The following is a 19,280-nucleotide window of genomic DNA, read 5'->3' on the forward strand; positions in this document are numbered from 1 at the left end:
GCCCTCCCACCCCACCCCTGTTCCGACGAAGGTGATCTCTGTGCAGTTCGGCATTTTCACGGTGGGCGACGTCACGCCCGATCCGACCTCCGGGCGGACACCCACCGAAAACGAGCGGATCAAGGCGATGGTGGCCATCGCCCTCAAGGCCGAGGAAGTGGGGCTCGACGTCTTCGCGACGGGAGAACACCACAACCCGCCGTTCGTTCCCTCCTCACCCACCACGATGCTCGGCCACATCGCCGCGCGCACCGAGCGGCTGATCCTCTCCACCTCGACCACCCTGATCACCACCAACGACCCGGTGAAGATCGCCGAGGACTACGCGATGCTCCAGCACCTGGCCGACGGGCGCGTCGACCTGATGACGGGCCGCGGCAACACCGGCCCCGTCTACCCCTGGTTCGGGCACGACATCCGCGACGGCATCGCGCTGGCTGTCGAGAACTACGCCCTGCTGCACCGGCTGTGGCGCGAGGACGTGGTGGACTGGGAGGGCCGCTTCCGTACCTCGCTCCAGGGCTTCACGTCCACCCCGCGCCCGCTGGACGACGTCCCGCCGTTCGTCTGGCACGGCTCGATCCGCAGCCCGGAAATAGCGGAACAGGCCGCCTACTACGGTGACGGCTTCTTCGCCAACCACATCTTCTGGCCCACGGACCACTTCCGCAGGCTCGTCGACCTCTACCGGCGGCGCTTCGCCGAACACGGCCACGGCGCCCCCGAGCAGGCGATCGTGGGCTTGGGCGGACAGGCGTACATACGTCGCAACTCCCAGGACGCCGTACGCGAGTTCCGGCCCTACTTCGACAACGCGCCCGTCTACGGACACGGCCCCTCGCTGGAGGAGTTCACCGAGCAGACACCGCTGACGGTCGGCAGCCCGCAGCAGGTGATCGAGAAGACGCTCACGTTCCGCGAGAGCTTCGGGGACTACCAGCGGCAACTGTTCCTCATGGACCACGCAGGCCTCCCGCTCAAGACCGTACTGGAGCAGCTCGACCTGTTGGGGGAAGAGGTGATCCCGGTGCTGCGCAAGGAGTTCGCGGCCGGCCGGCCCGCCACGGTCCCGCAAGGACCGACCCACGCGGCCCGGGTGACCGCCCGCGCCGGGGCCACCGCCTCGTCGGCCGTCGGGGCCACCGTCTCGTCCGTCGGCTCCACCGGCTCCACCGGCTCCACCGGCTCCACCGGCTCCACCGGCTCCACCGGCTCCACCGGCTCCACCGGCTCCACCGGCTCCACCGGCTCCACCGGCTCCACCGGCTCCACCGGCTCCACCGAGGTGCGGCGGTGAGCGCGGCGCGGCTGGTCGTGGTCAGCTCCGGGCTGAGCCTGCCCTCCTCCACACGACTGCTCGCCGACCGGCTCGCGGCGGCCACCGCCGACCGCCTGGCCGAGTCGGCCGGGGCCGCCGAGGCGCAGGTGGTCGAACTGCGCGAGCTGGCCGTGGACATCGCCCATCACCTGGTCACCGGGTTCCCCGCGCCCGCACTGCGCACGGCACTCGATGCCGTGACGCGGGCGGACGCCCTGATCGCCGTCACACCCGTCTTCAGCGCCTCCTACAGCGGCCTGTTCAAGTCCTTCTTCGACATCGTGGAGCGGGACGCCCTCGCCGGCAAGCCGGTACTCGTCGCCGCCACCGGCGGCACCGCACGGCATTCCCTCGCCCTGGAGTACGCCCTGCGGCCGCTCTTCGCCCACCTGCGCGCCACGGTGGCCCCGACCGCCGTCTTCGCTGCCCCCGAGGACTGGGGGACGGCCGGCGACGGGCGGACGGCCGCACTCGCCGTTCGCGTCGAACGGGCTGCCGCCGAGCTGGCGCGGCTCGTGACCGACGCGCCGCCGCAGGCCCGGCAGGAGGAGGAAGTAGTGCCGTTCGAGCACCAGTTGGCGGCTCTGCGCCCCGGCGGGGACTGAACCACCACCCCCGCCGACACCGTCCCGGGACGCACCCCCGGGACGGCCACCGCATGCGACCACACAGGAGGAACCATGGAGCCACAGGTCGTGGACCGGCCGGACAAGAGCCGGTACGAGGTGCTCGTCGGGGAGGGCGGGACGGAGCCGGCGGGCTTCGCCGAGTACTTCCTCTGCGAGGGCGAGATCGCCTTCATCCACACCGAGATCGACGCGCGCTTCGCGGGCCGCGGACTGGGCGGCCTCCTCGCCCGCGGCGCCCTGGACGACGTACGGACGCGCGAGCTCGACGTGCTCCCGTACTGTCCCTTCATCCGGGGCTGGATCGGCAGGCATCCGCATTACGCGGACCTGGTACCCGAGGCCCGCCGCAGCCGGTTCGGCCTCTGAGCGGCACCGGTACCCACGACGCCCGTCGTCCGCGCCCCACGGCGCGGCGGCGGGCCGCGTCGTTTCCCGGCCGCCGGCGGGACAGCGGCGCGGGCCGGGCACGCAGAGGTCAGAAGCCGCGGGCCGGGCACGCAGAGGCCAGAAGCGGGGCACCGACGGGCAAGGCGCCCGGGCCGGGCGCCCGTAGCGTCCTCGTCGTGACCGGGGCCCGACGCCCCGATCCCGCACCGCCCGCCCCCCGCCCTTCGAGGAGTGCACCCCCATGTCCCCTGCTTCCCTACCGACCGTCGTCCTGGTCCACGGCGCGTTCGCCGACGCCTCCGGCTACGCGCGGGTCGTCCCCCTGCTGACCGCGCACGGCCTGAACGTGCTGGCCCCGGCGGTACCCAACCGCAGCCTCCTCGGTGACGCCGCGTACATCGCCTCGGTCGTGCGCGGGATCCCCGGCCCGGTGGTGCTGGTGGGCCACTCCTACGGAGGCGCCGTCATCACCGTCGCCGGCGCGGAGGACAACGTCCGGGCGCTGGTCTACCTGGCGGGTTACGCGCTGGAGGATGGCGAGAGCCTCGGTGAGCTGCAAGGGCGCTTCCCCGCCTCCGACCTCGCCGACGCCCTCGTGTACGCGCCCTTCCCCGTCGAGGGGTCGACCGAGCCCGGTACCGACGTCTCGGTGGACGTCGAGCAGTTCCCGGCCCTCTTCGCGGCGGACGTCGCCCCCGAGCTCGCAGCCGTCCTCGCCGTCTCCCAACGCCCGCTGGCGGCAAGGGCGTTCGCCGAGGCCGCACCCGTCGCCGCCTGGCGGACCAAACCGTCCTGGGGCTTGGTCGCCACCGCCGACCGCACCATCAACCCCGAGGTGGAGCGCTTCGGCTACCAGCGGGCCGGCATGACCACCGTCGAGGTCGAGTCCTCCCACCTGGTCATGCTGTCCCGGCCCGAGCGCGTCGCCGAGTTGATCCAGGACGCCGTGCGCTCCACCGCCCACTGATTTCTTCCCCCTCGTCGCGCGTGTCGTGCGGGCGGCCCGGACCGTCCGCACGACACCCGTCCACACGACACCCGTCCGTGCGGGCACCTGCGCTTTTCCCCGGACCTGTAAGGAGCTGTCGATGCCCGAGGTGACGCCGGCGACCGACCTCGACGCCCATGCCGACGCGAGCCCCGGGCGGGGCCCCGAGCCGGTGCTCGAACCCGCGGCCCGCGCCCTGGCCCGGGCGGCCTCCCGGCCGCACTACCGGCACCTGCGCGGTCCGGCGGACGGCCGCAAGGCGCTGGAGGAACTCCAGGCGGCCGGGACGTCCCTGCCCGCCGTCGACGAGGAGTGGCTCGCGGTGCCCGGCGGCCCCACCGGAGGGGTCTGGGTCCGCGTCGTGCGGCCCGCGGGCGCCGAAGGGGCGCTGCCCGTGATCCTCTTCATCCACGGCGCGGGATGGGTGCTCGGCAGTGCCTCCACCCACGACCGGCTGGTCCGCGAACTGGCCGTCGGGGCGGACGCCGCCGTGGTCTTCCCCGAGTACGACCTGTCGCCCGAAGTCGGCTACCCGGTAGCCCTGGAACAGAACTACGCCGTCGCGCGGTGGATCGTCGCCGAAGGAGCCGCCAATGATCTGGACGGCACCCGCCTGGCCGTCGTGGGGGACTCGGCCGGCGGGAACCTGGGCGCCGCGCTGACCCTGCTGGCCAAGGACCGGGGCGACGTCCCGCTGCTCCAGCAGGTCCTGTTCTGCCCGGTGACCGACGCCGACTTCGACACCGGGTCCTACCACCGATTCGCGACCGGCTACGTCCTGCGTCGCGACACGATGCGGTGGTTCTGGGACCAGTACACGACGAGCCGGGTCGAGCGCGCCCAGATCACCGCGTCACCCCTACGGGCCACCACCGACCAACTCGCCGGTCTGCCCCCGGCCCTGGTCGTCACCGCGGAGGCCGACGTCCTGCGCGACGAGGGGGAGGCCTACGCCGCCAGGCTGCGGGAGGCCGGCGTCGCCGTCGCGGCCGTACGCGTCCAAGGCGCCCTCCACGACTTCGTCGCGGTCAACGCCCTGCGCGCCACCTGCGGGGCGCAGGCCGCACTGTTGCTCGCCACGCGCGCACTGCGCGGGGCGCTGCACGAACGGCGACCGCAGGCTCCGTGACCACCCTCAAGCCTGTCGGGCGCTCGACTGCCACTCCCGGGGCGACATGCCGTACGCGGCGCGGAAGGCCCGGCTGAAGTGGGAGGGGTTCACGAAACCCCACCGCTGGGCGACCGCCGACACGGTCGGCGCGGAACCCGAAGGCCTCGCGAGCTCACGGCGGCACCGATCGAGGCGCTCGCGGTGGATCCAGCGCCCGACCGTCGCCTCCTCCGCCCGGAACAGTTTGTGCAGGTACCGCACGGACATGTGGTGCGCCGACGCGATCCTCTCAGGGCAGAGGTCGGGGTCCGCCAGGTGCAGCAGGATGTACTCCTTGACGCGTGCCAGCATCCCGCGGGCCGCCTCCGACGCGTGGGGGTTCAGCCGTCCCTGCCGCTCCCGTACGAGGACGGTCAGCAGGTCCGCGGCGGTCATCGCGAGTTGACGGCCGGTGTAGGGGTCGAAGTCCGCGGCCCGTTCGGCGAGCCGCGCCAGGTACCCGGCCACCAGGCCGCCCGTCCCGCGGTCGGCGCCGAATACGGTCCCCGTCACCGCCCGCAGGTCCCCGTCCGACACCCCGAGCCCCTGCTTCGGCACCCGGAAGGCGGTGAAGCGGAAGTCGTCCGGCTGCTCCCTCTTGTAGGGCTTCCCGGCGTCGGAACAAGTGAAGGTGCCGGGTCTGACCAGGGCCTGGCGTCCGTCCTGGGTGAGCCTGGCGGTACCCCGGTGCTGCAGGGTGACCGTGACGTACTCAGCACCGCCCCGGGATATCAGGCGTCTGTCACGCGTCACCGTCTGCGGGCCCGCTTCGACGACGGAGATCTGCAGGGGGCCGAGCCGATCGCTGGCGATCGTCCCCACCGAGGGCTCGGCTTCGTGCAGCGAGACGTCGAGCGGTATGAAGGTGTCGGACACCACGCTGTGCCAGTAGTCGGCCCGTTCGGTGGCCGACAGGGGGAGGGTGGACAGCACGACGGACATCGTGACTCCTTGGTGCGTTCGTGCGGGCACCGTGCGTGACCGAGCCGAAGCAGAGGGAAGCGCGGTCCGTGATGCCGTGGATCGGAGAGGGAAGAGCGGGTCTGCGGGATGCGCCTGCGGGGTCCGTCGCGCCGGTGCGGGGCGCGGGGCGCCGCGATCCGCGACGCGAACGGGCGGCCGACGGGGGCTCAGGGGCCCGCGTGGCCGGCGCGGCTCAGGGACGGCCGGCTGTCGCCGCGCGACTGCGGGCACGGGGGCCGCCCCGACGTGGCCGACTCCGGCCGGCATCGGGCCGAAGGGACCGGCCCGGCGCGAGGTGAACGAGGATCACGGGACCTCCTGGGTACTGGACCGACTGCTGCGCCCAGTCTCGTTCCACCCGTCGTCGGTGCCATCCGTCATGTGACTTAGGCTCTGCCGTGCGACGTGCCCGCCCCCGCGCGCTGTCCGCCTCAGGGCCCACCGCCGGCGCCGCGCCGTCCCGCCCGTCACCGCCGCCTCAGTCGGTGGCGTCCTGATCGACCACGTCGCGCAGCTGGCTGCGCGAGGTCACGCCCAGGACCGGGAACGCCTGGTAAAGGTGCGTCCCCACCGTCCGCGGCGACAGGAAGAGCCGCTCGCCGATCTCGCGGTTGGTCAGCCCCTGCGCGGCCAGCCGAACGATCCGCCGGCGCTGCGGGGTCAGGGTGTTCAGGCCGTCGCGGGGAGCGGACTCGACATCGACCCCGGCAGCGCGCAGTTCGGCCTGGGCACGCTGGTTCCAGTGCACCGCGCCCAAGCCCTCGAACAGGTCGCGCGCCTTGGACAGGGCGTCCCGGGCCTCGGCGATCCGGCGCCGGCGGCGGAGCCACTCGCCGTACTCCAGCCACACTTGGGCCCGTTCGAAGGGCCACCGCCGGCCGGCCGGATCGGCCAGCGCGGCCTCGAACCGGGGGCCGGCCTCGTTCGGCTCGGTGAGCAGCGCGCCGGCGCGGTCCAGGATCTGGCGCAGGCGCACCGACGCGCCGTCGGCGACCTCGGCGGACACGTACTCCAGGGCCGTCGCCGCGTCCTCGGCGCGGCCGGTGAGCACGGCCGCGGCAGCGTAGTCCGCGACGGCGTAACACGACAGGTGGTAGTGCACGGGAGCGCCCGACCGGTCGAACAGGCTCCGCAGGTGGTGGAAGGCGGACGTGGGGTCGCCGAGCGCCATCGCCGCCAGCGCCGCCGCCCGCCGGGCCCGGACGACGGTGCCCAGCACCCCGGCCGGCTCGGTCGCGGCCAGCACCGCCGTCGCGTGCCGCAAGGCCGTCTCGGGCTCTCCCGTCAGCGCGCAGAGCGTGGCCAGCACGGCGAGCGCGCGCGCCGCCCCGTGGCTGCGCTCACCCGCGAGGAACCGCCCGGCCAACCGCTCTACACCCAGGCGCGCGTCGGCCCAGCGACCGCTTTCCAGGTTGGCCCACGCCAGGTCGGCGGCGGTCATCCCGGCATGGAAGGCATCCGCGTCCTCCCACTGGGGGTTGGCCACTTCGCGGAGCAGGGTGACCGCCGTCTCGGTCTCGTCCAAGACCATGCTGAGCACCCCGAGCGTGTGGGTCTCCGTAGGGGCCCGGCCCGGGGCGGACGCGGCGGCCGACAGGTGGCCGCGCACGGCGCTCCCGCCGCCGAAGGGGTCCGTGACGCCGATGTCCCACAGGTGGAAGGCGTGCGCAGGCTCCGTTTCCGGCCGGCGCGTGGCCAGGACCGCGCGTATTCGCGCCCGCTGCGCGGGGCTGCCGGAGTGGTAGACGATCCCCGTCGCGATGGTCGAGGTGCTCGCGTCGATCTGCGCCGCGTCACGCACCGTTTCCGGCACGACCAGCGCGAACGCGCAGTCCATGCGCATCATCAGCATGGCTATCAGACCGGTGAGCGCGTTGATGTACGGGGCCGCCGCCGGGTCGGTGTTGAGCTCCGTGGCGCGGGCGCCCAGCGCCTGCGCCTGCGTGATGTCACCGACCAGGATCGCGCCGTAGGCGGCCGTCGCCAGCAGCCGGGTCTGCTCGCCGGGGGAGGGGTTCAGCTGCACGGCCCGTTCCAGGCCGGCGACGGCCTCCGACATGGCCCCCCGGGCGAAGGCGCGCATGGCGGTGGCCTCCAGGGCGCCGGAGACGGACGCGTCGGGGGTCACCGTCGCCGCGGACAACTGCCAGGCGCGGCGGTCGGGGTCGCCCTCCAGGGCGGCGGCCAGGGCGAGGTGCGCGCGGCGGCGTACGGTGAACGGGGCGGCGCTGTAGATCGCCGAACGGACAAGCGGGTGACGGAAGTCCAGGCGGTCCGCGTGCAGGCGGATCAGCCCCGCTTCTTCCGCGGGCAGCCAGACGTCCATGTCGGTACCGGGTGGCAGCGCCCCCGACACGGCCGCGAGGCCCGCGCCCTCGGCCGCCGCCGCCACCAACAGCGCCTCGCGCGTCGCCTCGGGCAGCGCGTCGACCTGCGCGGCGAAGGTCCGCTCCAGCAGATCGGTGACCGGGACCTGGCGGCCCGTCGGGAGCGCCCCGTCCCGGGCCGCGGAACGGGAGAGCTCCACCAACGCCAGGGGGTTGCCCGCGGCGGTGGCCAGCACCCGGCGCCGGGCGGAGCCGGTGGGCGGGTCCAGCTGGGTGCTGAGAAGTTCCTCCGCCTCCGCGGAAGACAGCGCCGGTACCACCAGCTCGGGCACGGACCGGTCCAGCCAGTCGGGTCGGTGGGTGCCGCGCGCCGCGACGAGCAGGCCGATCGGTTCTCCCGCGAGGCGGCGCGCGAGGAAGCCCAACACCTGGCAGCTTCCGGGGTCGACCCACTGCGCGTCGTCCACGGCGAGCAGCAGGCGCTGGGTCGACGCCACCTGTGAGGTGAGGGTGAGCACGGCCAGGCTCATCATCATGTGGTCGGGGGGCGTCGGGTCATCGCCGAGCCCGAAGGCGCCGAGCAGCGCCGCGCCCTGTCGGGCGGGCAGCCCGTCGACCCGGTCCAGGACGGGCAGCAACAACTGGTGCAGACCGGCGAAGGCGAGTTCGGTCTCCGCCGCGTTGCCCCGGACCCGGAGCACCTTCGTCCCGGCGGAAAGGGCCTCGGTCACCGCCGTGTCGAGGAGCGCGGTCTTGCCGACCCCGGGATCACCGAGGAGCACCAGCGAGGCCGTCTCCGCTTCCGGTGACAGTGCCGCGGTCATGGCCGCCCGTTCGTCGTGACGCCCGATCAACACGGTATTTCCCGAACCTTCTCACGCTATGGCGGCATCCGCCGTTCTTACGCGAGGCGGTGGCAACTGTCCGGAGCATAGTCGCAGGACACGCATCGACGAATTCGGCGTATGCGGCCCGTACCGCGTGCCCTGGTCACACCTCGGCACTCGCCCGCGCGACGGGTACCGGCCGGGGCCGGCCCAAGTTCCGGGCCAGCAGCCTGGTGGACTCGCCGACGCCGATCTCGTCGGCCCCTTCGGCGGCGGGCAGTCGTCCGTCGGCGAGCCGCAGTTCGGTGAGGGCGGCGTCCATGGCGCGGTGCGCCGCGAAGAGGCACGGGGTGCTGAAGATGGCCACGTCGACGCCGAGATCGGTGAGCTCACCGAGGGAGAGGCGCGGTGACTTTCCTCCGGCGATCTGGTTGAACAGCAGCGGCTTCGAGCCGACGACCGCCCGGATCCGCCGGATTCCTTCCGTGCTGCGGACCCCGTCGACCAGGACGGCGTCGGCGTCCGTGGCGGCCAAAGCCTCGGCCCTGTGGAGGATGTCCGCCTCCTCGGTGGCGTCCGTACGGGCGACGACGACCAGGTCCCCGCGGACTGCCAGCACGGCCTCAAGCTTCTCCAGATACTCGGCGAGCGGCAGGACCAGTTTGCCGTCGGCATGTCCGCACCTGCGCGGACGCTTCTGGTCCTCCAGGATCACCCCGGAGGCACCGATCCGCTCCAGCCCGTCGACGACATGACAGGCCACATCGATGTCGACGTAGCCGTCGTCGATGTCCACTAGCAGGTGGTGCCGGGGGAAGGCGCCGCGCAGCCGCTGGACGAAGGACAGCATGTCCGGCCAGGCGATGAACCCGATGTCGGGCAGTCCGTAGTGCGACGCGGCGAACCCGAAGCCGGAGACGAACATCCCGTCGTAGTGTCCGGCCGCGACCGAGGCCGAGTACATGTCGTACACGCCGATCAGGGGCGTGGTGCCGGGCTCGGCGATCCGGGTTCGCAGCTCGTTCCCGTAACTCATCGTCAGCTCTCTCCAAGCGCAATGCGCATGACGGCAGGGCAGTGGCTGCGACACGACAGCGCTTTACGCAAACCTGATGATTTCGAGAACCACCGCGGGTTCGCGCCCTACCGGCGCTTTGCTCACCCCATCGGCCCAGCCCGTTCACCACGGAGACGTCACCGAGCACCGGCCGGCAGTGCGCCGTGCCGTGTGCACCGTGTGGGCAGCCCGTCCGCCGGCACGGGTGGGACCGCCGCCGGATCTCGCGGTCAGGCCCGCGGTGACCGCCGCGGGGTCGCGTTCGAGGCAAGGGCTTCGGTTCCCAGAGCCCGGATGTCGGCCAGCAACCGGGCGTTGGTGATGCCCTTGACGAGGTATCCCGAGACGCCGGCGGCGGCCATCTCGGTGCGGGCGCCCTGGTCGCCGTAGGCGGAGAACACCAGGACGCGCACGCCCGGGACGGCGAGGACGACCTGCTGCGCGGTGTACGGGCCGCCGCCGGGGAAGCGTACGTCGAGCACCACGACATGCGGCCGGTGAATCGTGGCGAGCCGGATCGCCTCGTCGGCATCGGCCGCGCTGCCGACGAGGTCGAGATCGAGTTGGGCCCGGATGACTTTCCCCAGGGCCGCACGCAGCATGCTGTTGTCGTCGCAGATCAGCACCCGCAGGGGGTCCCCGGGCGTCGTCGACCCGGTCACGAGGGCCGCCGGAGGGAGGCCGAGGTGTCGATGCCGCTGACGGGTGAGCCCGGCAGTGGTTCGTCCAGCACACCGGACGGAAGGTCGGGCACCCAGAACTCCACGGTGGTGCCGGTGCCGGGCTCGCTGCGCAGGGACCACCAGCCGCCCGCCGTCTCGGCCCGCTCGCGCATCTCCATCAGCCCGAAGTGCTCGTGCAACCTGCGGGCGACGGCCGGGTGCCCGGTGCCGTCGTCGGCCACCCGGACCAGCAGCCCCCGGCTCTCGACGGTGACGCTGACCTTCACGGTGCGCGCCTGCGCGTGCTTGCGCACGTTCAACAGCGCCTCCTGCACGATGCGGAAGATGGTGATCGCGGTCGCGGGGGCCGGCTCCTTCACGAGGTCGTGTTCCAAGGACTGCGCGAGGCCCCAGTCCCCGGCCACGACGTCGTCCAGGTGCTGGGACAGCGACTCCACCAAGCCGTGCTGGTGCATACCGGGTGGCTGGAGTCGGAAGGTGAGGTTGCGCAGGCGGCCCACCGCTTCGCGCACCGACACGTCGAGCTGCGAGAGCTCACTCGCGTACGGTTCACCGGCCTGTTCCGAGAGGAGCTCCAGCCGCATGCCGACGGCGACCATGGCCTGGATGGAGTCGTCGTGCACGTCCCAGGCGATACGGCGGCGTTCCAACTCCTGTGCCTCCACCAGGTGGGTGAACAGGCGGCGGCGTTCGGTGAGCGCCTGCTCCGCGGCGCGGCGCTCGGTCATGTCCCGGGTGACCTTGCCGAAGCCGCGCAGTGCGCCGGTCTCGTCGAAAAGGGGAGTGATCACCACGTTGGCCCAGAAGCGGGAGCCGTCCTTGCGGATGCGCCAGCCCTCGTCCTCCAAGCGGCCGTCGGCGATGGCCGCTTCCAGCTCCAGGTGGGGTTTGCGGGCGGCGATGTCCTCGGGCGGATAGAAGACGGAGAAGTGCTGCCCGATGATGTCCGTGGCGCGGTAGCCCTTGATCCGCTCGGCGCCGGTGTTCCAGGTCGTCACGTGACCTCGGGGGTCGAGCATGAAGATGCCGTAGTCGACGACGCTCGTGACCAGCAGGGTGAACGCCGTCTCGGTCGGGCCGAGGGCGCCGCCTTGTTCGGCGGGACCGTTCCCGGTCACGGGAGCAGGCCCTCGCGCCGGGCCACGGCGACCGCTTCCAGTTGGGAGCGGGCACCGAGCTTCTCCAGCACCCGCTGGACGTGGTTCCTGGCGGTGTTGAGGGCGACACCGAGCCGCCGACCGATCTCGGCGGCGCCCAGGCCGTCCCCGAGCAGGCCGAGGGTCTCGCGTTCCCGTGGGGTGAGGGTGGTGCCGAGGTCGGCGGTCGCGCCGATCAGCCGGTCCAGCGCGCCGGCGAGGAGGCCCTCGCTGAAGGCCACGTCACCCGCCGCCACGTGACGTACACCGTCCTTGAGCTCGGCCAGGTTGCCGGCCTTGAGGATGAGGCCCGAGCCTCCGGCCTCGGCGACGTGGGCGGCCATCGCCGGGGTCCCGTCACCGGTCAGCAGCAGCACCCGGGTACCGGGGGCGGCGGCCTTGAGCGGGGCGATCGCGGAGATCCCGTCACCGTCGGGCAGTCGCCGGTCGAGCACCACCACGGCGGGCCGCAGTCGGGCGGCGTCGGCCAGCGCGTCCTTCACACACAGGCTGCGCCCGACCACTGTCAGGTCGTCGGTGCGGTCCAGGGCGATCCGAATGGCCTCGGCCACCATGTCGTGGTCCTCGACGAGCAGGATGGTGATGCGCCCGCAGGCGGTGCGCGACGCGGCATCCGGTGCGGCCTGCGGTGTCGAAGGCATCAGACGGTCCTCGGAGGTAGACGCGGCATGTCGTCGGCGAACAGGTCGCCGGCGCCGGTGAGGGCGAACAATCGGGCCACCTGCGCGTGGGCGCCCTCCACGCACAGCTCGATGCCGATCCTATCCGCTGTGGCCTTGGCCTCCACCAGCACGTTGAGCCCCGCGCAGTCACAAAAACGCAGATCGCACAGGTCGAGCACGACACGGTCGGAGCACCGCGCGAAGCAGTCGGCGAAGGCGGCACGCAACTGCGCGGTACCGTCCAGGTCCAGGGCGCCGACGAGCCCGAGAGCAGTAGCGTCCGTGTCGAGCCTCACATAGACCCGGAACGACGGGCCGGTCATGTCGAGTCTTCTCTCATGCGGCAACCCTCAGCCTGGGTAATGGGCACCAGGTCAGACTAGTGAATCTGCACTAGAAGGGAACCCGTTCTCCCGAACGGATCACTACACGTGCGGGCAGATCGGTGCAAAAGCCCACCGCCGCGAGGAACGCGATCTCGTAAATGTTTCGAAGGGGCTGGGTACCCTGCTGGAAGGGGGCGAAGCAGGCGACAGGGGCCCCGGCAGCGCGGTGGTGTCACAAGCAACGGTGAGGCGCCCAAGCGGTGAGGCACCCAGTGGAAAGAGAGTGGGGATGGAACTCCCGCCGGCCACTCCGCACGACACGCAGCCGACGAAGGTGTGCGTGGACTTCGACGGGGCGCGAGGCTGCATAGCCAAAGCCCGGGACGTCGCCGTCGCCCTCCTGCGCCACCACGCCCCGCACGTCGGCCACACATTTCACGACGACGTCCTGCTGGTGGTCTCCGAACTGGTGACCAATGCCGTCCGCCACGCCCCCGGCCCCATCACCCTGGAGCTGGCCCTGCTGCCCGACGGGATCGAGATCAGCGTGGGCGACTCCAGCCCCGGCCTTCCGTACTCCCGGACTCCCGACCGGACCGGCGGACGCGGGTGGCCCATCGTCCGCGGCCTCGCCCGCCGGGTGCGCGTCGTCCCCCGCCGCGACGGCAAGACCGTCCACGCGGAGCTGGCCTGGCAGCCCGACGCCGTGTGACGGACCGGAACGGCTGGGGCAGGCCGGTACCGGCCCCGGGCGTGGGACGGCCCGTTTCGGTGCTCCTCAGACGCCGATCCAGACAGGGGCGTCCCTGCCCCACACCCCGGGAGGGCGGCCCCAGTCCACCGGCCCGCCCTCGTACGACACGGGCGGCAGCGCGTAGCGCAGTCGGCCCATGGGGCTGTCGGTCTCGGTCAGCCGGCGCCCGGCGTCGAAGCCGCCTTCCCCACCCGGAGCCGAGGCCAGGCCGTGGACCAGCCAGTGCGCGGTCTGCGTCAGGGCCGAGCGGACCAGCTGGCTCCCGCCCGTGCGCTGCTGCTCGGTGAGCGCGCGCAGCACGGCGGCCGCCAGCAGATAACCGGTGCCGTGGTCGAGCGCCTGGGCGGGCAGCGCGCCGGGTGCGTCCGCCGAGCCCTCCAGCTCGGCGATGCCCGTGGCCACCTGGACCAGGCTGTCGAAGCCGCGCCGTTCGTGCCAGGGCCCGTAGCGGCCCCAGGCGGACAGCTGTGCGATCACCAGGCCCGGACGGCGTTCGGCGAGCGTGTCGGGCGCGAGCCCGAACCGGTCCAGTGCCCCCGGCCGGTAACCGATGACCACCACGTCCGCCTCACGGAGCAGCTCCTCGAAGATCCGGCGGTCGGTGGCGTCACCCAGGTCGAGGGTGGTCGAGCGTTTTCCCATGCCCGTGTCGTTGTGGGCCTCCTGGCTCTCCGGCAGCTGTGGGGCGTCGATCCGCAACACGTCCGCGCCGAGCAGCGCCAGGGTCCGGGTGGCGACCGGCCCGGCGAGCACCCTTGTCAGATCCAGCACGCGCAACCCCGCGCACGGCAGCGCGGCGTCACCGAGCACCCGGCCCGGGGCGTCGTCGATACGTGCCGTGGTCAACAGCGGCTGCCCCGCGACCAAGACCCCCTGCTCGCTTCCGGCCCACTCCTCGGGACCGCGTGCCGCGACGGCCAGGCCGCCCGCCGCGTAGACGGTCTCCTCAACCTCTCGCGCCGTACGCTCCGCGATCGCCCCCGCCACCGAGTGCGCCACATCCTCGCGAGCGTCCCCCGACACTCCGAGCGCGGCGAGCAATCGGGCACGGTGGTGGGGGTAGTTGGCGTGGGTGCGGACCCATCCGTCGCTCGCCCGCCAGAACCGGGACAGCGGCGCGAAGGTCGACCACGCTCGCCCGTCGAGCCGCACCAGCCGGTCGCTGAGGAACGCCGTCGCGACCGCCTCGTCATCGACCCGCACCCGGGGCACGGGCCGCCCCGTGCGTACGGAGGTGAGTTCGGCGGCGGCGAGCGAGCACACCGCGACGGTGGACCGCGCCAGTTCCATGACGGGCAGCCGCGCCGGCAGCCCTCCGGACGGTCCGCCGTAGGACACCCGGTCGAGCAGAGAGGCATCGGCGCCCAGCGCCGCCCAGGCCTGCGAAGTACCGGTGGAGGTTGGAGATCTCATGCCCGCACTATGACACCGGGGTACCGCGGGGGACGGGGAGCTCCTCGGCGGACGGTGCGGGCACGGGTGTCGGGTGGGATTCGAGCAGCGGTGCCGCGGCTCGACGCCGGTTCCCGGCTCGGTCGGGAAGCCGGAGCCGGTGAGACGGCTCCGCGGGGGAAGAAGACCGGGCATGAGCACATCCGGCGATCCCGAGAGGGATCAACCCCACGTCCTCCTTCCGCTTTTGACGTCCTCCGCCGACCGTCTGCTCGACTCCGCCCGGTCCCTGACCGGCGAACAGATGGGGGAACCTTCGCGTCTGCCCGGGTGGACGCGCGCGCACGTCCTGGTTCACCTGGCCCGCGGCGCGGATTCCCGGGTGCGTCTGCTCACGGCCGCGCGGACCGGCACGGATCTGCCCCAGTACCCGGACGAGGAAACCCGGGCCCGGGAGATCCGGCAGGGGGCACTTCGCGAGGCAGGCGAGATTTCCGGGGATCTGGAGGAATCCGTACGCGGGGTCCTCCGGGCCATTGTGGAACATCCCGGGAGTGCCTGGGACGCACCGGTGCGGTGGCTGGGGGGAGGAATGCGCCCGGTACGCGGTGTGCTGTGGAGCCTGCTGCGGGAGCAGGAGGTCCACCACGTGGATCTGGCAACCACCTACCTGCCACACCACTGGCCGGACGCCTTCACAACCCGCGAACTGCACGAGACGCTGACATGGTTGCGGAAAGACCCAGCGATGCCCCCGGTGCGGCTCAGGGCGGATGAGGACGGCGCGGTCCACTGCGTCGGCGCAGGCACGGGTCCGCTGGTAGCCGGTTCGAGAGCGGACATCCTCGCCTGGCTGATCGGCCGCGGCGACGGGAACACCCTCACGACCGGCCCGGCCGGCGCTCTGCCCGTCCTCCCGACCTGGAGGCAGTGAGGGAAGGAACGGCAACCGGCGGGCGAGGCCACGGGGTAGGCGTCCCGGGGGCGGACGGGAGAGCGGGGTGGACCGAGGCTGCGACGAGAGAGCCGAGCGCAAGGCCGCCACCGCACACCACGGTCGAACGGCCGCACCGCTCGTCCCGCGCGGGCTCGTTCGGTCGAGCGGCCCGTTCAGGCGAACGGAACGGCGTCCTGCGGGGACGTGTGCCAGTTGGTGACGATCGGCTTGTCGACGGTGATGGTGCCGACCGGCAGGGAGACGGGGACGGGGTCGGCGTCACCCACGGCGGCGATCTGGTCGCGCGACGGCGGCCGGCAGAGCGTCCGCCCGCCCAAGGTCGACTCCATCGAGATCCTGTGACGTCCTCAAGACCACTTTCGCGGGGCCGGGCCAGGAGCTCGGCCCCCGCGAGAATGACGGGAGCGGCGGCGGACGGGACGCGGCGGACGCCGGCCCGCGGGCACCCGAAAAGTGCCGACCGGATCCGCTCCGCCGGCGAGGACCTGCGGAGCGCCTAACCCCGCCGACTCGGCGTCTGCGACATCATGAACCCCCGTCAGCACCCGAGGAGAGGACGCACATGTCGAGGCTGCGGATGGGAGAAGGCGTACTGCGCCGCAAGCCGATCGAGCACATCGACGAGATCGAAGGCGCTCCCAGCGAGCAGCTCACGCGGACCCTCGGGCTCTGGCAGCTCACCGCCATCGGCGTCGGAGGCATCATCGGCGCCGGCATCTTCACGCTCGCCGGCACGGTCGCCAACGGCATCGCCGGGCCGGCCGTACTGATCTCTTTCCTGATCGCCGGCGTGGCCAGCGCCGCGGCTGCCTTCTCGTACGCCGAATTCGCCGGGCTGATCCCGAAGGCCGGCTCCGCATACACCTATGGCTACGCCGTCCTCGGCGAGCTGGCCGGCTGGTTCATCGGCTGGGATCTGCTGCTGGAGTACACGGCCATCGTCGCCGTCGTCGCCATCGGCATCTCCGGCTACTTCAACTTCCTCCTGACGAACACCGGCGCCGGCCTGCCCACCTGGATGCTGGGCGCGCCCGGGACGGGGGAGGGCCACCGTGTCGACCTCATCGCCGCCGTCCTCTGCCTGTTCACGGCCTATCTGCTCAACCTCGGCATCAAGAACGCCGCGCGCTTCGAGACGGTCGTCGTCGCGCTCAAGGTTCTGGTCGTCCTGCTGGTCATCGTCGTCGGCTTCTTCCACATCGACACCGACAACTACACACCCTTCTTCCCGTTCGGCGTGGGAGGCGCCTTCACCGGGGCGGCGACGGTCTTCTTCGCCGTGTTCGGATACGACGCGATGAGCACGGCGGCGGAGGAGTCCAAGGACGCGCAACGCCACATGCCCAGGGCGATCATCTACTCGCTCGCCATCGCCATGGTGCTGTACGTCCTCGCCTGCCTGGTCCTGACGGGCATGCAGAACTACAAGGAGATCGACCCCGAGAGCGGGTTCTCCAGCGCCTTCAAATCGGTGGGGCTCGGTGCGTTCGCCGACGTGATCGCGGTCGGCGCGATCATCGGCATCCTCACGGTGATGTTCACCTTCATGCTCGGCGTGACGCGCGTGTGGTTCTCCATGAGCCGCGACGGACTGCTGCCCCACTGGTTCGCCAAGACGCACCCGACCCGGCACGTCCCGACCCGCGTCACCTGGATCGTCGGCGTGGCGTCGGCCCTCATCGCCGGCTTCGTGCCGATCGGCGCGGCCGCGGAGCTGACCAACATCGGCATCCTGCTCGCCTTCGCGGTGGTGTGCACCGCCGTCATCGTCCTTCGGTACCGGCGTCCCGACCTGCCGCGGCAGTTCCGTACGCCCTTCATGCCCTTCACCCCCGCCGTCGGCGTGGTCGCCTCGATCTGGCTCATCACCTACCTCCAGGTCGAGACGTGGATCCGGTTCGTGGTCTGGTTCCTGATCGGCCTCGTCATCTACTTCGGCTACTCCTACCGGCACTCGGGACTCGCCGAGGCGGCCGGGAGCGGTACCTCGAACAAGCCGGACGGCACGCCCTGAACAGGTAGGGGGACCCTCCCGACAGAGGAGAGGTGCGCACGGCGCCGGCCCGGGGTACCGGGCGGCGCCGTGCGTGACGTCGTGCGCGGTGCGGGGATCAGTAGGGGCGGCGGCTCTCCCGGGCCAGGGCCGGGACGAAGCGCGCCGCGTCGATGGTGCCGAGACCGGTCGCCATGTCGTAGCCGTCGACCGCGGTGTAGCCGGTCACGCCCGCGTAGCTGTTGTTCGTGCCGTCGTTGACGTCCACGAGGCCGCCGGCCGGCTTGTAGCCCTGGTCCTTGTACAGCGAGTACAGGGCGTCGTTGAGGTTGCCGATCCGGTGGCCGGCCGCCTGGTCGGCGAGGGCGACGATGCCGGAGAACAGCGGCGCGGCCTCGCTGGTGCCGCCGGACACGTCCCAGCCGACCGCGGTCGGGTCGTAGCTGGAGTACACCCAAGCCCCGCCGTTGACGGCGGCGGCCATCGAGATGTCCGGGGTGCCGCGCCGATCGCCGACGACGCCGCGGACGCCGTTTTGGAACGAGGGCCGCGCGAAGACGTGCGACTGGCCGCCGCCCCCCGCGCCGTTGTCGTTGTAGACGCTCTCGGGGCTGAGGCGGTTGCCCTTGTCGTCGAGGTGCAACTGGGTGCCGCCGATCGAGGTGACCAGCGGGTCGGACGAAGGCCAGGAGTTGACGCGCTCCTTGTAGTAACCGCTGCCGTCCGCCGTGCTGTCCGTCGCGCCACCGTCACCCGAGGAGGCGAGGACCGTCACATCGTGGGCCGCCGCCGCCTTGAAGGCGTACCGCAAGTTCTTCAGGCTGGAGAAGTCGCCCTTGTCGAAGCCCGGGAAGGTGTTCTCGGTCGCGCCGAAGCTCTGTGTGATGACGTCGCCGATGCCGCGGTCGATCAGGGACTTCTCGGCCGACATCATCTCGGGGAAGCCGGTGACGCCCTCGGTCTCGGCGACCGCCGTCTCCACGAGCACGATCTTGGCGTCCGGCGCCATGGCGTGGGCCATTTCGACGTCGAGCGTGGACTCACCGGCCCAGCCGGTCATGTCGGCGTTCTTCGGGTCCCAGGCCGGGACGTCGCCCCACTTGACCACCTGGACCTTGCTGCTGGGAATACCGAACTGCTTGCTGTACACGTCGAGGTCGTGCTGGATCGTCGGGGAGCCGAACGAGTCCACGATCACGATGGTCCGGCCCTTGCCGGTGATGCCGGCCTTGTAGAGCGGGTCCAGGTGGTACGCCTGGCGGTACTGCAGCGGTCCGTAGCAGGCGATCTTCCACTTGGCCTGGCACTGCTCCGTGGACAGCGGGCTGCCGACGGCTCGGACCAACTGGTGTCCGGCGACGGCCGGAACGGGCTTGACCTGCCGACCGGCGGCGGGGGCCGCCGAGGCGGCCCCGCTCAGGGGCGTGGCGACCAGGGCGGCCGAGGCGAGGGCGGTGGCCCCTGCCGTGGCGACCGCGGCGCGGAGCCGGGGGCGAGGTATGCGCATGAGTGCTCCTTGTGTGGGGTGGAGCCGCACGTAACGGCTTCCGTGATCCCATCGGGAGGTCATGCACAGGACAAGGAGCTTTGTCGCTTGATGTCGAACGCTTTGCCTGACTCCGAATCCTTTGACGCTTCCTGACCCAATCATGGGCGGTATCCCACGGCGGATCTGCGACGGGCCCGGCAGCCGACCGGAGTTCCGACCG

At 72.0% G+C, this 19,280-nt stretch carries 18 protein-coding genes; 8 read left to right on the forward strand and 10 right to left on the reverse strand.

Annotated features, from left to right (window positions below; translation table 11 throughout):
• The first annotated feature begins 40 nt into the window (after positions 1 to 40).
• The 5 genes from E6R62_RS05365 to E6R62_RS05385 all read left to right on the forward strand — a co-directional run bounded on the left by E6R62_RS05365 (position 41) and on the right by E6R62_RS05385 (position 4,451).
• Entirely contained in the window at positions 41 to 1,297 is a 1,257-nt protein-coding gene (locus tag E6R62_RS05365) for an LLM class flavin-dependent oxidoreductase (RefSeq protein ID WP_168713971.1), read from the forward strand.
• A complete protein-coding gene (locus E6R62_RS05370; RefSeq protein ID WP_136211897.1) occupies positions 1,294 to 1,923 on the forward strand; it encodes a CE1759 family FMN reductase in 630 nt (209 codons plus the stop codon). The genes E6R62_RS05365 and E6R62_RS05370 overlap by 4 nt, the downstream gene beginning before the upstream one ends.
• 75 nt (positions 1,924 to 1,998) lie before the next feature.
• A complete protein-coding gene (locus E6R62_RS05375; RefSeq protein WP_136211899.1) occupies positions 1,999 to 2,313 on the forward strand; it encodes a GNAT family N-acetyltransferase in 315 nt (104 codons plus the stop codon).
• A gap of 262 nt (positions 2,314 to 2,575) precedes the next feature.
• Positions 2,576 to 3,301 carry an alpha/beta fold hydrolase gene (locus E6R62_RS05380; RefSeq protein WP_136211901.1) on the forward strand — a complete coding sequence of 242 codons (726 nt, stop codon included), beginning with the start codon at positions 2,576 to 2,578 and terminating at the stop codon, positions 3,299 to 3,301.
• A gap of 121 nt (positions 3,302 to 3,422) precedes the next feature.
• Positions 3,423 to 4,451: an alpha/beta hydrolase gene (locus E6R62_RS05385; protein WP_136211902.1), complete on the forward strand. Its 1,029-nt coding sequence runs from the start codon at positions 3,423 to 3,425 to the stop codon at positions 4,449 to 4,451.
• A gap of 6 nt (positions 4,452 to 4,457) precedes the next feature.
• On the opposite strand, the gene E6R62_RS05390 is transcribed toward E6R62_RS05385, so the two are convergent.
• The 7 genes from E6R62_RS05390 to E6R62_RS05420 all read right to left on the reverse strand — a co-directional run bounded on the left by E6R62_RS05390 (position 4,458) and on the right by E6R62_RS05420 (position 12,471).
• Positions 4,458 to 5,414, reverse strand: a complete 957-nt coding sequence (locus E6R62_RS05390; RefSeq protein ID WP_136211904.1) for a helix-turn-helix domain-containing protein — start codon at positions 5,412 to 5,414, stop codon at positions 4,458 to 4,460.
• A 499-nt stretch (positions 5,415 to 5,913) separates the two neighbouring features.
• Positions 5,914 to 8,619, reverse strand: a complete 2,706-nt coding sequence (locus E6R62_RS05395) for a helix-turn-helix transcriptional regulator (RefSeq protein ID WP_168713972.1) — start codon at positions 8,617 to 8,619, stop codon at positions 5,914 to 5,916.
• A gap of 133 nt (positions 8,620 to 8,752) precedes the next feature.
• Positions 8,753 to 9,625, reverse strand: coding sequence for an oxaloacetate decarboxylase (locus tag E6R62_RS05400; protein WP_136211908.1), 873 nt, complete (start codon positions 9,623 to 9,625; stop codon positions 8,753 to 8,755).
• A gap of 251 nt (positions 9,626 to 9,876) precedes the next feature.
• Positions 9,877 to 10,308, reverse strand: a complete 432-nt coding sequence (locus E6R62_RS05405) for a response regulator transcription factor (RefSeq protein ID WP_136211910.1) — start codon at positions 10,306 to 10,308, stop codon at positions 9,877 to 9,879.
• Positions 10,305 to 11,447 carry a sensor histidine kinase gene (locus tag E6R62_RS05410; protein ID WP_206308652.1) on the reverse strand — a complete coding sequence of 381 codons (1,143 nt, stop codon included), beginning with the start codon at positions 11,445 to 11,447 and terminating at the stop codon, positions 10,305 to 10,307. The genes E6R62_RS05405 and E6R62_RS05410 overlap by 4 nt, the downstream gene beginning before the upstream one ends.
• Positions 11,444 to 12,127, reverse strand: a complete 684-nt coding sequence (locus E6R62_RS05415) for a response regulator transcription factor (RefSeq protein ID WP_136211912.1) — start codon at positions 12,125 to 12,127, stop codon at positions 11,444 to 11,446. The genes E6R62_RS05410 and E6R62_RS05415 overlap by 4 nt, the downstream gene beginning before the upstream one ends.
• The gene (locus tag E6R62_RS05420; RefSeq protein WP_136211914.1) at positions 12,127 to 12,471 is read right to left on the reverse strand and encodes an STAS domain-containing protein; all 345 of its coding nucleotides are present in this window, start codon (positions 12,469 to 12,471) and stop codon (positions 12,127 to 12,129) included. Before E6R62_RS05420 ends, E6R62_RS05415 begins: the two co-directional genes overlap by 1 nt.
• Before the next feature lie 292 nt (positions 12,472 to 12,763).
• On the opposite strand from E6R62_RS05420, the gene E6R62_RS05425 reads away from it, so the two are divergent.
• Positions 12,764 to 13,186 (forward strand): ATP-binding protein, encoded by a 423-nt coding sequence (locus tag E6R62_RS05425; RefSeq protein WP_136211916.1) that lies wholly within the window; start codon positions 12,764 to 12,766, stop codon positions 13,184 to 13,186.
• Between the two features lie 66 nt (positions 13,187 to 13,252).
• On the opposite strand, the gene E6R62_RS05430 is transcribed toward E6R62_RS05425, so the two are convergent.
• Complete coding sequence (locus tag E6R62_RS05430) at positions 13,253 to 14,641, reverse strand: CoA transferase (RefSeq protein ID WP_136211918.1); 1,389 nt, start codon at positions 14,639 to 14,641, stop codon at positions 13,253 to 13,255.
• A 172-nt stretch (positions 14,642 to 14,813) separates the two neighbouring features.
• Between E6R62_RS05430 and E6R62_RS05435 the strand changes: the two genes are divergently transcribed.
• Positions 14,814 to 15,554, forward strand: a complete 741-nt coding sequence (locus E6R62_RS05435; RefSeq protein WP_136211920.1) for a maleylpyruvate isomerase family mycothiol-dependent enzyme — start codon at positions 14,814 to 14,816, stop codon at positions 15,552 to 15,554.
• Positions 15,555 to 15,730: 176 nt separating this feature from the next.
• Here the strand turns inward: E6R62_RS05435 and E6R62_RS39395 are convergent, their stop codons facing one another.
• Positions 15,731 to 15,907, reverse strand: coding sequence for a hypothetical protein (locus tag E6R62_RS39395; RefSeq protein ID WP_168713962.1), 177 nt, complete (start codon positions 15,905 to 15,907; stop codon positions 15,731 to 15,733).
• Between the two features lie 233 nt (positions 15,908 to 16,140).
• Between E6R62_RS39395 and E6R62_RS05440 the strand changes: the two genes are divergently transcribed.
• Entirely contained in the window at positions 16,141 to 17,592 is a 1,452-nt protein-coding gene (locus tag E6R62_RS05440; RefSeq protein ID WP_136211922.1) for an amino acid permease, read from the forward strand.
• Positions 17,593 to 17,689: 97 nt separating this feature from the next.
• Here E6R62_RS05440 and E6R62_RS05445 read toward each other — a convergent pair whose 3' ends face one another.
• Entirely contained in the window at positions 17,690 to 19,078 is a 1,389-nt protein-coding gene (locus tag E6R62_RS05445) for a S8 family serine peptidase (protein ID WP_136211924.1), read from the reverse strand.
• Positions 19,079 to 19,280 lie beyond the last annotated feature (202 nt).

It is taken from the genome of Streptomyces sp. A1136, assembly GCF_004795055.1.
Taxonomy (GTDB): domain Bacteria; phylum Actinomycetota; class Actinomycetes; order Streptomycetales; family Streptomycetaceae; genus Streptomyces.